The organism is Liquorilactobacillus uvarum DSM 19971, from assembly GCF_001434935.1.
In the GTDB taxonomy this organism is placed as follows: Bacteria; Bacillota; Bacilli; order Lactobacillales; family Lactobacillaceae; genus Liquorilactobacillus; species Liquorilactobacillus uvarum.
In genome coordinates this window covers 1-12,994 of sequence record NZ_AZEG01000038.1, presented here as the reverse complement: position 1 = coordinate 12,994, position 12,994 = coordinate 1, and the positions used below count along the sequence as shown (strand labels likewise).

Annotated in this window: 15 protein-coding genes and 2 pseudogenes; 8 read left to right on the top strand and 9 right to left on the bottom strand. The window is 33.8% G+C overall.

The window, feature by feature from the left end:
- Window positions 1–26 precede the first annotated feature (26 nt).
- The 4 genes and pseudogenes from FD20_RS11075 to FD20_RS14115 all read left to right on the top strand — a co-directional run.
- Entirely contained in the window at window positions 27–518 is a 492-nt protein-coding gene (locus FD20_RS11075; RefSeq protein ID WP_083489133.1) for a cadmium resistance transporter, read from the top strand.
- A gap of 311 nt (window positions 519–829) precedes the next feature.
- The gene (locus FD20_RS14015; protein WP_157060918.1) at window positions 830–964 is read left to right on the top strand and encodes a PhzF family phenazine biosynthesis protein; all 135 of its coding nucleotides are present in this window, start codon (window positions 830–832) and stop codon (window positions 962–964) included.
- Window positions 965–973: 9 nt separating this feature from the next.
- On the top strand, window positions 974–1,279 hold the full coding sequence (locus tag FD20_RS11070) for a hypothetical protein (RefSeq protein ID WP_162255649.1): 306 nt from the start codon (window positions 974–976) through the stop codon (window positions 1,277–1,279).
- 34 nt (window positions 1,280–1,313) lie between these two features.
- Window positions 1,314–1,466 (top strand): annotated as a pseudogene (locus tag FD20_RS14115) (hypothetical protein); the annotation flags it as partial.
- Between the two features lie 315 nt (window positions 1,467–1,781).
- Here the strand turns inward: FD20_RS14115 and FD20_RS11065 are convergent.
- Window positions 1,782–2,162, bottom strand: coding sequence for a MerR family transcriptional regulator (locus FD20_RS11065; RefSeq protein ID WP_057738572.1), 381 nt, complete (start codon window positions 2,160–2,162; stop codon window positions 1,782–1,784).
- A 95-nt stretch (window positions 2,163–2,257) separates the two neighbouring features.
- Here FD20_RS11065 and FD20_RS11060 point away from each other — a divergent pair, with 95 nt between their 5' ends.
- Window positions 2,258–2,635: a carboxymuconolactone decarboxylase family protein gene (locus FD20_RS11060; protein ID WP_057738570.1), complete on the top strand. Its 378-nt coding sequence runs from the start codon at window positions 2,258–2,260 to the stop codon at window positions 2,633–2,635.
- Window positions 2,636–3,010: 375 nt separating this feature from the next.
- Here the strand turns inward: FD20_RS11060 and FD20_RS14060 are convergent.
- Both FD20_RS14060 and FD20_RS11050 read right to left on the bottom strand, forming a co-directional pair.
- A pseudogene (locus tag FD20_RS14060) lies at window positions 3,011–3,273 on the bottom strand (bacteriocin immunity protein).
- Window positions 3,274–3,688: 415 nt separating this feature from the next.
- Window positions 3,689–5,119: an aminotransferase-like domain-containing protein gene (locus tag FD20_RS11050; RefSeq protein WP_057738568.1), complete on the bottom strand. Its 1,431-nt coding sequence runs from the start codon at window positions 5,117–5,119 to the stop codon at window positions 3,689–3,691.
- Between the two features lie 118 nt (window positions 5,120–5,237).
- On the opposite strand from FD20_RS11050, the gene pdxS reads away from it, so the two are divergent.
- Both pdxS and pdxT read left to right on the top strand, forming a co-directional pair.
- On the top strand, window positions 5,238–6,122 hold the full coding sequence (gene pdxS, locus FD20_RS11045; protein WP_057738566.1) for a pyridoxal 5'-phosphate synthase lyase subunit PdxS: 885 nt from the start codon (window positions 5,238–5,240) through the stop codon (window positions 6,120–6,122).
- A gap of 11 nt (window positions 6,123–6,133) precedes the next feature.
- Window positions 6,134–6,706: a pyridoxal 5'-phosphate synthase glutaminase subunit PdxT gene (gene pdxT / locus FD20_RS11040; RefSeq protein ID WP_057738564.1), complete on the top strand. Its 573-nt coding sequence runs from the start codon at window positions 6,134–6,136 to the stop codon at window positions 6,704–6,706.
- A 438-nt stretch (window positions 6,707–7,144) separates the two neighbouring features.
- Here pdxT and FD20_RS13870 read toward each other — a convergent pair whose 3' ends face one another.
- From FD20_RS13870 to FD20_RS13860, 3 genes are all read right to left on the bottom strand, one after another.
- Window positions 7,145–7,360 (bottom strand): hypothetical protein, encoded by a 216-nt coding sequence (locus FD20_RS13870; protein WP_235807773.1) that lies wholly within the window; start codon window positions 7,358–7,360, stop codon window positions 7,145–7,147.
- 51 nt (window positions 7,361–7,411) lie between these two features.
- Window positions 7,412–7,888: a metallophosphoesterase family protein gene (locus FD20_RS13865; RefSeq protein WP_235807772.1), complete on the bottom strand. Its 477-nt coding sequence runs from the start codon at window positions 7,886–7,888 to the stop codon at window positions 7,412–7,414.
- Window positions 7,889–8,616: 728 nt separating this feature from the next.
- The gene (locus FD20_RS13860) at window positions 8,617–8,826 is read right to left on the bottom strand and encodes a TetR/AcrR family transcriptional regulator (RefSeq protein WP_057738563.1); all 210 of its coding nucleotides are present in this window, start codon (window positions 8,824–8,826) and stop codon (window positions 8,617–8,619) included.
- A 95-nt stretch (window positions 8,827–8,921) separates the two neighbouring features.
- Between FD20_RS13860 and FD20_RS13380 the strand changes: the two genes are divergently transcribed.
- On the top strand, window positions 8,922–9,245 hold the full coding sequence (locus FD20_RS13380) for an HXXEE domain-containing protein (RefSeq protein ID WP_057738561.1): 324 nt from the start codon (window positions 8,922–8,924) through the stop codon (window positions 9,243–9,245).
- A gap of 586 nt (window positions 9,246–9,831) precedes the next feature.
- Here the strand turns inward: FD20_RS13380 and map are convergent.
- The 3 genes from map to FD20_RS11005 form a co-directional block, all read right to left on the bottom strand.
- Window positions 9,832–10,629 carry a type I methionyl aminopeptidase gene (map, locus tag FD20_RS11015; protein ID WP_057738578.1) on the bottom strand — a complete coding sequence of 266 codons (798 nt, stop codon included), beginning with the start codon at window positions 10,627–10,629 and terminating at the stop codon, window positions 9,832–9,834.
- Window positions 10,630–10,945: 316 nt separating this feature from the next.
- On the bottom strand, window positions 10,946–12,121 hold the full coding sequence (locus FD20_RS11010) for a cation:proton antiporter (protein ID WP_057738557.1): 1,176 nt from the start codon (window positions 12,119–12,121) through the stop codon (window positions 10,946–10,948).
- Between the two features lie 324 nt (window positions 12,122–12,445).
- Window positions 12,446–12,847, bottom strand: a complete 402-nt coding sequence (locus FD20_RS11005) for a YbaK/EbsC family protein (RefSeq protein ID WP_235807771.1) — start codon at window positions 12,845–12,847, stop codon at window positions 12,446–12,448.
- Window positions 12,848–12,994 lie beyond the last annotated feature (147 nt).

Genomic DNA, 12,994 nt, shown 5'->3' with positions numbered 1-12,994 from the left:
ATTAATTATGGCACAACTGTTCAGAAATTTATGTACCAAATACTAGGATAGGAGCACTACTTGGTACTATATTTCTATTAAGCGCAAGTTATTTCATTGGACAAGTATTAACTGTATTTTTACCAGAATGGATTCTTGGTGTCCTAGGAATTTTACCCATTTATATGGCTTTTCATGACAATGACGATGATGATGATGGTGGTGTTAGGAAAAATAAATCACAAGTACTCAGTGTGCTTATTACGTATCTGTCAGTATGTGCAGGCTGTAATTTATCAATCTTTTTACCTGTTTTAGCCGGAGAAAACTTCGTGCATTTTTTGATAAGTTTGTTGTTTATAGGCTCTCTAACCGTATTAGTTGTTTTTTTGATTAAACTTGTTTCTGAAATAAACATAGTTTCGACAATTATGAAAAAACATGGAGAAAAATTAATGAAGGTCTGTTATATTGTCATAGGATTTTATGTTTTTTGGGATAGTAGTCTAATTAAACATTTAATAGCGCTATTTTGGTGAATACGCAGCTTAAATTGATACTTTCGGCATCAAATCTTCTCTTATCAGATTTCTGTTTTATTTGTTATAAAAGTTTGGAAAATTATAATATTCTTTGAATTAAAAAAATAGGCTAGAATCATTGGTATGTATCAATTTAAATACCGCTGCGTAGATTTGAAATACTTATCTCCTTTCGTGTTAATGTTGTCGACATGTATTTTCACGTGAGGCAACTGTCTCTCTAACAGTCGTTCATGCTGTTCTAATCCAAATCAGTGTATTATTTTTGAATTTATAACATAAAAAATAACAAAGGAAGGTATTGAAATCTGAAAAATAAAGATGCTTTTCAACAAGTAGATGTTTTTACAACAGAACCTTATAGAGGCAATCCCGTGGCTGTAGTTATGGATGGAGATCAGCTGACGACTAAGCAAATGCATGCTCCTATGATGATAATATAGGCCATTTCTATGGTATACCTTTCAGGTATAATAATTATTAAAGGAGTCTTTTTATGCCAAAATCATATTCAAAAGAATTTAGAGGATCAATTGTTCTTGACACTTCCACAACTTCAAAAAGAAGTTGTATCTCCTGAATTATTAAAAGATATTTTTAAGTATATTGGTTTTAGTGATAAAGAAATTAAACTTAGTGAAATAATAGATGTTGGTGCTGTTTGGGATACTCTGCAGCTAACAAACGATCAGCAAGTTTTAAATCTGAATCTTAATTTCAGTGAATTAGGGAAAGTACTTACTTGCTGGCATTGCTGAAGTAACTGTGTTTGGATAAAAGTCGGCCAAAGAAAATACCGATTTTGAAGTTAGCTTATTTGTTCCAAATGAAGGAGTTACTGAAGACCCGGTCTGTGGTAGTGGCAATGGATGTGTAGTTATTATGGTTAAAGATAATAATTTATTAAGCAAAAATGGCTGCATGTCAGTCAATCTCAAAAGCTAGGACGAGTGAGAGTCTATTTAGACAAAAATGGCGAAATTTTAGTTGGTGTTCAAGCTCTTAGTTGTATTTCGGGTGATACTTTACTATCTTTATCAAAATAACAATAAGCAAGTTTAAGTTTGTTTTATTATTCTAACCTTCTGTAAAATAGTTAGTGGCAAGAATATTTAAAAGCAGGAATTATTTGAGGTAAGACCGAAAAATATAAAACTTTACATGCAATGATCATTTTTCATTTGATTTATTCAACTATACTCCACTGTTTTAGGAGCGATTTGCGCGAGAATCCTTGTTTTGAGAGCAAGGCTTCTTTTTTTATTTGTGATTTTTGTATTTGGCTATTAGTTTAGCGTAATGCTGTTTTTTATTTTGCAAAAAATCTATATGTGCTTGTATTTTTTGCTGTTCAGCGTACAAGATTCGTTCTTGTTGTTCAAGAATATCTATTCTTTCTTTAATTGTCTCATTACCTTGCTCTCGCAAGCTGGAATATTCGATAATTTTCGAGAGCGGCATTCCGGTAGCTTTTGCTCGATTAATAAACTCAATCCAACCCAAATCTTTATCTGTAAATATTCGATAGTTATTTGAACTGCGTTTGGGGTTAAGAAGTCCTAATTTTTCGTAATAACGTAAGGTTGGAATTGAAAGCCTAGTCATATTTGAAATCTCTGATATTTTATATGTCTTAGTCATCTTATAACGTCCTTTTAAAAAAATATAAATATTCCTTGCTGTAAAGTTTACTTGATAGTTTATAGTAACCTTATCACATAAGAGGAGGAGATATTTTGAATAAATATGAAAATGGATTAAAAATACGTGAAGCAGTTATCGGAAAAGAAGCGAGTAAGTTGGTTTCAGATAGTTTAGCAGATATTGCGCCTATTTTGGATCAAAAGACACTTTTGGAATTCGATGAAGCAAAAACACGAAATATTTTAGACATGAAACAAAGAGAAATGATCACAATTACTACTTTATTAACACAAGGAGATACGTCCAACCAACTTAATATTCATATTCAGGGTGCTCTAAATGTAGGAATAACTCGTGATGAAATAATCGAAACTTTTGTCCACTGTTTACCTTACGTCGGTTTTCCGAGGGTTTTAAATGCAGTTTCAGTTGCAAAGACCGTATTTGGTAAAAATAAACATTGTGAGTAGGTAAACTCACGATGTTTTTGCGGGATAAGGTTTTATAGATGTTAAATTACATTTTTCTTTGCGGCTTTTTGAATAAAATAAACTTTTAATGCATAATCGCAATTTAATATTCCAAAGTTAACATCAAAAAACCGCTCCTTTTTAGGGCGGTTTTTATATTTAATCAATCGGATTGATATAAATCATTGAAGCTAACTATTACTAATTTGGTACTCGGACGTATAAAGATAATCATTTTACAACCATACCCATCACTTTTACCAAGAATACAATTACACGGAAGCAATAAGGAAGCTAGAGCAAAGGTTAACTTTTGGTCCAGCCCTCCTGTGTAATACGTCTACTTGTCTAATTAGAAGCTTAGGACAAAATTTTTTAATCTAAATAACTTCTGTGAGTTAATATAGATCCTCTATTTGTTCCAAGAGGTGCAATTTTATTCAAAATGGGTTCTAATATATGGTAAAAATCTGAAGCCGAGGATGTCAATCCATTTTTCATTGCTTCTTGTTGCAAACTGACAATAACTGATTAACAACTGCAACAGTATATTTTCCCCTTTCTAAATCCAATTTTGCCATTAGTCCTATTTTTCTTTCACGTTCTGAAATATCAGGTGTAAGCACAAAGTTATACATTTCACTCAATATTTCTTGATTCTCAATTTTATTTTTCTTTTCTTAAACATTATCAATACCTCTAATTTTAATTTTAAATCCGTAACTCAAGCTATTAAAAACTAAACAGATTTGCATATCTGATTTTTTATCATACGTAAGAAAATTGTTTGTGCCAATAGTTATTTATAAGTTTGTAACAATTGAGTATATAATATATTATTAATGATTTATCCTTTTTTTAATAAACTAGAAATTACTGACAAGTTGTTAAAAAACTATTATTTTGCGCTCAGTACCTTTTTGAACAAGTTGCTTTTTAGTAATTTGAATAGTTTTAATGGTAGTATCGAGCATTCATTTTAATCTTAAAGTAAGTCGATATTGATATTAGTAAAATATTGGCGGCTGCTAGGTTATCAGTATATAAAAATATTTATACTAACTCATCCATAACAGATTTAAATCGTTTTTCCAATTCTAATTCATTAGCAGCAGATATATGTGTAAAACTAAGACGAACATGATTGGATTGTACTCCAAATAAAAAGTCTGGCAACACAAGTAATCTATGGTCTAAAAATAGATTGTAATCAGCATTAGTTAATTTTCTACCAACATTCAACTGAAGCCAAATGTTACTGCCATATGTCGGTAAGTTATAAGAAATAGCTTTTTGCATAACTAGAGGTTCTAGTGCTCTTAGCAGGTACTTTTTTTGTTTTTCAAGATTGTGCAATTGAGCTTGGACCAATCGAGACAATTGTGGCTGCTGTAAAAGTTGTGTAGCTACTGACTGAGATAGGACACTAATGCCAGACTCCATCTGTTGGCGAATTTCGGCCAGTCGCTCTACAATTGCCGGCGGTGCAATTAACCAGCCAATTCGCGTCCCAGTTCCACTTAGTGATGAAAGAGAGCCAACGTAGAGGACATTACTTGGATCTAGTCGTTTCAGTGGGGACACCCGTTGTTTAGTAATGGCATTGCTAAGACCTAATGAATCATCTTCTACGATTGGCAGATTCAACTGACGACAGCATTCAACTAATTTTTTGCGTTCCATTAACGACATACTGCAAGTTGTTGGATTCTGACCGGTGGGATTAACAAACAGAAAACGCAAATGATGTTTATAGTAAAGCTGTTGTAACACGTCTAGCTCTAAGCTGCCATCTTCTTTGAGCGGGGCCCCAAACACTCGAATACCGGCTGCCTGAAAAAGTGATAACTGATAAAAATATGATGGTGATTCAACTGCGATAGCATCTCCATAAGACAATAATCCTTGAGTAATTAAATAAAAAGCCTGTTGCGCACCCGACGTGATCAAAATCTGTGATAATGAAATCTCTTGTTTTAAAAAGGGTTCAAGTTGCATAATAAGCTGTTGTTTCAAGTCTATCGTGCCACTGATATCATCTGCATTTTCCTGTACAATCAAGTCATTGACAGTCATGGATGGAAAAGTGAGTGGTAAATCAGGGATGCTAATACTAGAATAAGACAAATTAATAACATCTGGCTGTTTTTGTAGTTTACGTAATCGAGTCGTAAAATTTTCTGGGTCCCCTAATCGACTGGTAGTCATATATCTCTGCCAATTGATTCCTTGTGTCAACACTCCCCATTTGCCAGAATTAATCCAAGTTCCACTGCCTAATTTGCGGATTAAAATACCACGGCTGACCAATTCACTAAATGCTCGTTGGATCGTGGAACGATTAATTTTTAATTTTTTGGCTAAATCACGTTCTACGGGTAGTCGATCTCCCGGTAGTAATTCCCCATTTTCAATTCCTGTAGTAATCAGGTTAATCAGTTTGATATATATAGCTTGATCGCCATCTGGTAATTTCCAAAGCAATGATATTCCTCCTCAAAATTAATTGGTTGGTATAAATATATCCCAATTGGCTGTTTAAGTCACGACTACAATACAATAAGATAGAGTAAATTCTCAGTAAAAGATGGAGGAAATATATATGGCAAAGACAGGAACAACACTCGTTAAACGTGGGATGGCACAAATGCAAAAAGGCGGCGTAATCATGGATGTCGTAAATGTTGAACAGGCAAAGATTGCTGAAGAAGCAGGAGCTGTGGCAGTTATGGCACTTGAACGCGTTCCTTCTGATATTCGAGCTGCTGGTGGTGTTGCACGGATGTCAGATCCAGCTATGGTTGAAGCAATTATGGATGCAGTAACTATTCCCGTGATGGCAAAAGCACGAATTGGACACATTGCTGAAGCTCGTATCCTAGAAACAATTGGAGTTGACTACATCGATGAAAGTGAGGTCTTGACACCTGCTGATGATAACTATCACATTGACAAGAACAAATACCAAGTACCTTTTGTCTGTGGTTGCCGCGATTTAGGTGAGGCATTGCGTCGAATTAACGAAGGTGCTGCAATGTTGAGAACAAAAGGCGAACCTGGTACAGGAAATATTGTTGAGGCGGTTCGTCACATGGAAAAAGTGAATGAACAGATTGCACAGGTCCAAGCTGCAAGTGATAACCAATTAGTGATGCTTGCACGAAATTTACAAGCACCTTATGAATTAGTTAAGCAGGTCCATGATGACGGAAAGCTCCCAGTAGTTAATTTTGCTGCCGGAGGAGTGTCAACCCCTGCTGATGCGGCATTGATGATGAATCTTGGTGCAGATGGAATCTTCGTTGGTTCAGGAATATTTCATTCTGAAAATCCAGCAAAATTTGCCAAAGCAATCGTCACGGCCACCGCTCATCCGACAGATTATTCATTAATTGCAGATGTGTCCAAAAATCTAGGTTCAGCGATGAAAGGAATTGAAATTTCAACACTTTCTGATGAACAAAAAATGGCCAATCGTGGTATTTAGGAGGAAAAAAGATGGTAATTGGAATATTAGCGCTTCAAGGTGCTGTTAGTGAGCACGTAAACATGCTGAAGCGATGCAATGTTCAAACTAAGTTGATTAACAAACCATCTGATCTGCATGGTATTAAAGGAATCGTGATACCTGGTGGAGAAAGCACAACCATTCATAAATTATTAGTTCGCGAAAAGTTATTTGAGCCATTAAAAAAATTAGTTCAGCACAATTTTCCAGTGTTTGGAACTTGTGCTGGTCTAGTCTTATTGGCCCAATCGGATGCTCTGAATGGTTTAGACGGAGAGGTAAAACGAAATGGGTTTGGACGGCAGCGTGAAAGTTTCGAATCTTTAATTGAAGTTGCAGATTTTACAAAACCATTTCCTGGTGTCTTCATTCGTGCTCCATACCTCGAAAAGGTAGGAACAGATGTAAAGACTTTAGCAACACTTGCTGATGGACGAATTGTTGCAGCTAAGCAAAATAATGTTCTGGTAACTGCATTTCATCCAGAATTGACTAAAGATATCCGATTTCACAAATTGTTTGTTAAACAAATAGTGTCAAACAGCAACATTGTTAGCAAATAGCGGTTAATAAAAAGGAAGGTTACTAGTGTTGTACTCTAGTAGCCTTTTTACATGTTTCGATGCTTTATAATGAACCAGTAAATTATTTTTAAATTTTTTTATTTACTCGTCATTTCGAATGATTTTTATAAACTTGCTCCAACTGTTGCTCTTTAGATTACTTCGATGTCAAAATAAGTTGTCATCTTGCTCTACTCTAGTGAAAGAACATGCTTCCCCTTTCGGTAGCAAAATTGATGAAATAGGAGCACCTCATTACTATGGTACCGCGTATTTTTTTTAGACACTTAAAAATATTATGTTTACTTAATTTATCTATGTAATATTTCATTTATTTTTTGTGTTATAAAACTGAGCATCATTGTTTCTTAGAGCAATTTTTCTTTAAAATCCAAAGCAGTAAAAAATTATTGAATAATAAATACAATCTAATCTAATCTAATCCTTTTTGATTAAGTGTTCCAGCATCTTGTATGCTTCATCAAGAGGGACGTTATTTACTACATGCTTTTTGATGAATTCATTTATATAAGGATAATTGCTGGTTTGAATATCTTTAATGGCCTTGTCTTTATTAATCAAAGTTCTTTTAAAATCGAATTTTTGATTCTCTATCCAGAGCCACTGTGCACCCTCTTGGTCAGAAAATGGCATACCGACACTGCCAGCATTAATTATTTTTTGCTTATCAATATTAATTTCAAATTACAAATGAGTGTGCCCACAAATGATGAATGGAGATTTGACACCTTGAAATAAAGATTTGATTATTGTTTTTTTGGAATGCTTTGTAAAAATAGTCATGTTGTCACTGGCTACCGCATGGCAAAAAAAATAATTGCCAACTGTGGCATTAATGGGTAATTTCTTCAATTCTAAAATGTGTTTAGCGGTTAAGCGCTCAGCGATCCATTCAATCTGTTCTTGGCTGCGCTCTGATAAGGTAAGCGTTTTGCCACTATAAGCATCAATAGTGTCTTGGTCATTATTACCTAAGATCCCAATAGTTTTAAATTTACTTTTCAGCTTACTTATTAAGCCTAGGGTTTCCAATGGCATTGGTCCACTGACAATATCACCGCCTAGAACTATTAAATCAGGTTTCATAAAAACTAACTGTTCTGAAATAGCTTTTAAGGCCGGATAATTTCCATGAATGTCATAAAGTGCAGCAATTTTCATTTTCAACCTCCCAAGTTTTTACAATACCTGTTTAATGTCATAAATGTTTTCTCAGCTTTTTCAATTAGCATGTTTTTTGAATCAAGGTGCTTACATTAAAAATGTTTATCACACCTATGCTTAAAATAATTCCATTATCTAACTTAGCCTTTGACATAGTAATTATTTGAGGACTAACTGACGAAATACCGTACATATCGTCTTATGTCTACGACTAATTTTAGAAGCTGACAATTTCATTGTCTGCTTTAGCATTTAGAACTTTTTTCTCTTTTCAAAAGGCAAAAAAATTAGGTTCAATTAACGAGTTATCATTTCTGGCACAGTCTAGTTCAATTAGTTTTAGACTCCATAACCTATATAGTCCCTGATAAAATTAGTTATTTATTTGAATTGTAATTTCTTTTAACCCTTCTGTTAAAGAGTCACTAATTTGCTGAGGATTTTGAGGTAAGCTTTCTTTAAAAATAGTATCTAAAAGTACACAAAAGCCTCCGACTGAATAGGTGATCGTATAGTAATATTGTAACTTGTTTGAACTCTTTTTTTGCCTCCAAGGAACGTTAATGGTTAGAAGCATATTTACGATTGTTGTAATATGTCGTGTTAACAGCGGGATAAGCAAATTACGTTTAGCTAGCAGACTAAATTCCTGACGATGAGGCCAGAGAAAACCGATAAATAAATTTGGAATATCTTCAGGGACAACTGTTAACTTCAGTAAGTAATCATGATAACTTATTTAAATATTGAAAAAGCATTTCATCTAGAATGGCCGATTTACTACTAAAATAACGATAATAGGTTCTGCGTGAATATCCAGATTCCAAAGTTAATTGCTTAATTGTAATTTTTTCAAAAGACTCACTTCCAAGTAAGCAAAATAAAGCATCGATAAAGGCCCTTCTTGACTGATTGATAATTTTCTCTCGTGACATGACACATCTCCCCTCTTTTTGTGGTACATACACCAATTCTATTTATTATACTTTAAAACAACAATATATTATTGGTATAAGGAGATTGTTAAAAAATGGCAGATTGGTCTTCATATTGGTTGATGTCTTTATTATTCATATTCCATGATTTTGAAGAATTAGTCTTAGTTCCGCACTGGTTAGAAAAGCATAATTCTAACATTCATGGACGCATATTATTTGGAGGTGTTAATCGTTCAGATGTATTAGCTATCGGTATTTGGGAAGAGTTAGGAAAGAAGGATAAGAGCGAAGGTACTGCAATTTTTCAAACAACACAGCAATTTGCAGGAGCTATGAGGACTGCTGTCGTTTCGCCAATTTCTACCTCAGGTTCTAATATTAAAGATGGTATGCATAATACAGTTTTTTTGTTTTAATATGATACTAATAATAAAGACTATAACATTTATTGAGACACCAGTATTACTATATTCTTTGTTTTTTGAAGCTGTATTCTTTTTTAAAATAAAAAATCAATATCTTTTTTAGAATCAGTAGTATGCATTTTTCTCAGATATTGACTGCAAGATGTTTAATAATGATGTAGTGCTTTTTTTGCATTTTCTGTTGTTGCCACTATTTTTACGGCATTAACTTTAACGGATGTAAATATGAGTGATTAAATTTTTAAATTAAAAAAGCATGTAAAATTATTGCTATATCGTAACAAGCGAAGACTAAAAAAAGTCCTCCTATGGTAACCAAAACGTAACCTAGGATCCTTGGCTGTTTTTTGATTTTGATCTTACCATAATCTAGTAAGACTGTCCCAATAACTATCGTAAATAATAATATATAAATTCCCATAAATATTAATCCTCCACATTTTTTGAACTTTATTTTCAAAATTCTTCTTGCTTTTAAGATTTTTTTGTTTCAGATATAAAGTGATTACTATGATAATACATTAAAAATGCCAATTTAAGTTTTAAAAACTAAACAAACTTAAGTTGGCGAAATTAATTAAATTAAAAATTCTTTATCGAATATCTTATCTTGTGACGTTAGGATCTTTGGCCCGTCATTTGTTATTGCTAAAGTATGTTCAAATTGTGCCGATAAACTATTATCGCCAGAAACATAGTATTCCCAATCTATGCGCGGCATAAACTTAGTTTGGATATGACTTGAGCCACCTAAATTGACCATAGGTTCAATTGTGATGACCATGCCTTCTTTTAAGCGAAGACCACGATGTGGTTTTCCATAATGAAAAATATCAGGTTCTTCGTGCACCGATGGACCAATACCATGGCCGATCAATTCACGAACGTCTCCCATATGCTCTTCATTTTCAACATAATTTTGAATTGCATATCCGATATCGCCTACTCTACTTCCAACTTGTGCTTGCTCAATTCCCAAATAAAGAGCTTTATGCGTGACTGATAGCAAATGTTCAATCTCAGGTGTTGATTCTCCGATCACGTATGTCCATGCGGAATCACTTTGATAGCCTTGCCAGTTGACACAAAAATCCACTGTAACTACATCATGATTTTTAAGTTTTAATCCTTTGCGTGGAATTGCATGTGCTACCTCATCGTTAATACTAATACAAGTAGCATACTTATAACCGTCTACCCCTTTTTCAGAGGCAGTTGCATTGTGACTTTGAATAAAATCATCAACCAATTTTTCAATTTCCCACGTATCCATCCCTACATAAAGTTTATTTTTTAGCATTAAGTGAGTCGCTGCAAGAATTGCACCTGACTTGTTCATGCCTTCGATTTCTCGTTTTGATTTTAAGGTTATCACGTCAATACCAAACCTTTCTATATTTTTTAATAAACGATCAAGTTCCATACTATCACTTTTTCAAAATGAAGCAGTTAATTTTTATATCGAAATGTACCTTTGCTTTTTTTATGAAGGAACAAAATATTAATTCAATTAACATTCTAGTTTAAATTTTAGCAGTTCTTGCTGAAAATAATGAGATTAATTTTGTAATTTCAACAGACGATTTACTAACTTTAAAATAAAAATATTATTTTGAAAGCTTCTTAAATTTGTTTGTCCCAAAAATATCTGATTTTTTTAATCGGTATCCACTAACAATTACACAAATGCGTTAATTGGTTATATTTAATTTTTTCAGTGACCAGCGTAGTAGCAGTGGTGCCAACAATGTTGCGATAACGATCACAAAGATAATGTCCACATACAAATTCTTATCAAGCAAATCTGCTTTGAATCCAATTTGTGCCGTAATCAATGCCATCTCTCCACGTGCAATCATTCCTGTTCCGACTACTCGGCTACTTTTTCTATCAAATCCAGCTAATACTGCTCCTGACTCGCCTCCAAACCATTTAGTTACAACTGCAAAAAATGTCATTACGATAATAAATGGTAATGAAACGAAAAAATTATTGAACGAAACATTTAATCCTATACTGACGAAGAAAACTGGGACGAAAAGAGCATTGCTGATTGGTTCAATATTACTATCAACAATCTTTTTAGTTGGTGTTTGACCAATAGCAATTCCTGCAAAAAAAGCGCCGATTGCACCAGATAAGCCGATTATTTCAGCTAGATAGGCCATCGACAAACAGATGATCATAGCTGAAATAGTTCTGCCAGTTGGAATCAATAATTTGTTGCTTAGATACATGATCCCTGGCGCGATCCATCGGACAAGTAAAAAAACGCCTATGAAGAAAAGTCCTTGAAAAATTAATTGAATTAAAATATTAGTCGAACTGCCAAATTCATTGGCATCACCAGTGCCAGTGCTGCCAATGATTGCAATCATCAAACTGAGAAGTGAGACTCCTAGAATGTCGTCAACAACTGCTGCGCCAAGGACTGTCGCCCCTTCTTTTCTATTCAGAGCCTTAAATTCACGTAACACTGCTACAGAAATGCTAACAGATGTAGCTGAGAAAACCACACCGATAAATAAAGCTTCTTGAAAATGGTAACCAAATAAAAGACTAGCTAAACCCATGGTAATTACGGGGAATAGTACTCCAGCCAGCGCAACTGATAAAGCCGGTTTGAAGTATTTTTTTAATTGTTGCATATCACTCTCAATACCTGCCATAAACATCAATAAAATCACACCAATTTCAGCAAACTGATCTATTAGTTCCGTTGGGTGAATTAAATTTAGAACTCCAGGACCAATTATTATGCCAATCAAGAGTTGCCCTAAAACTGCGGGAATTCTAGCCCTTGCAGTTAAGTGTCCAGCAAGAGTGGTAGATAACAAGATAATGATCAGTGAACCAATAAAAGACATCAAATACAACTCCATTCGAAAAAATAAAGGCAATTAAGTAGGTGTACAATATATAAGTCTACCATTTTATTTTTTAATCACTAAATGAATGATCTTATTAAAATTAGAATATATAAAAAATAGAATGTTAGTATTATTTTTGTAAGATGATGCTGCTGAATTCTAAGAGTGATAATTTATCTCGATATTTAGCACTTAAAAGTTCCAATCGTTTAGAGAAGCAGTGCAGCTAGATCTTTTGATAAAACATTCAAAGGTATAATTTCACGTGTCCTCTATGTACAGTCATAGCTATTTTTGAAGATAACTTTAAGTTATTCATAACTAGTCTTGTTGTATCATCTGTGGATCATACCCTATGTGCTTTATTATTTTAATAAGGTCTTCGTAAGAAATAATAATGGTCGCGGTATTAACATTGGGATGTGCAGAAATTGCCGGCAATTTCTTTAAATCAGCGTCTAATAATACCTGTACTTTATGTTGAGTGTCATTGGGTAATGCCAAGGGTGTTACCATTCCTGAGACAACGTGCAGTATTTCCTCTAATTCGTTTTCACTTGCAAATCTTAATTTATTGCGACTAGTCTTCAATTGTGATGCTAATAACTTAAAGTCAACGGGTTTGTTAGTAGTTAAAAATAGGTAGTACTGGTCACTTTTTTTCTTTTTTATCAAAAGATTTTTAATTTCCGGTAATCCTTTAGGAGCATGTGGATCATTCATTGTTCACAATGGTGGATGATCAACCCTTTGATAATTAATCTGCAGATTTTCTAATAATGTGATGGCCTCTTCTTCAGTAGCATAAGTCATAATGCTCCTATGTCAATAAATGGCACATCTTTTTCTAAACACTCGTTCTAATTCTGT

Coding starts and splice junctions, on each gene's coding strand:
- FD20_RS11070 (WP_162255649.1), top strand. CDS start 974: ATGGTATACCTTTCAGGTATAATAATTATTAAAGGAGTCTTTTTATGC.
- FD20_RS11065 (WP_057738572.1), bottom strand. CDS start 2,162: ATGACTAAGACATATAAAATATCAGAGATTTCAAATATGACTAGGCTT.
- pdxS (WP_057738566.1), top strand. CDS start 5,238: ATGGCAAAGACAGGAACAACACTCGTTAAACGTGGGATGGCACAAATG.
- pdxT (WP_057738564.1), top strand. CDS start 6,134: ATGGTAATTGGAATATTAGCGCTTCAAGGTGCTGTTAGTGAGCACGTA.
- FD20_RS13870 (WP_235807773.1), bottom strand. CDS start 7,360: ATGCCATTTTCTGACCAAGAGGGTGCACAGTGGCTCTGGATAGAGAAT.
- FD20_RS13865 (WP_235807772.1), bottom strand. CDS start 7,888: ATGAAAATTGCTGCACTTTATGACATTCATGGAAATTATCCGGCCTTA.
- FD20_RS13860 (WP_057738563.1), bottom strand. CDS start 8,826: ATGTCACGAGAGAAAATTATCAATCAGTCAAGAAGGGCCTTTATCGAT.
- FD20_RS13380 (WP_057738561.1), top strand. CDS start 8,922: ATGGCAGATTGGTCTTCATATTGGTTGATGTCTTTATTATTCATATTC.
- FD20_RS11010 (WP_057738557.1), bottom strand. CDS start 12,121: ATGTCTTTTATTGGTTCACTGATCATTATCTTGTTATCTACCACTCTT.
- FD20_RS11005 (WP_235807771.1), bottom strand. CDS start 12,847: ATGAATGATCCACATGCTCCTAAAGGATTACCGGAAATTAAAAATCTT.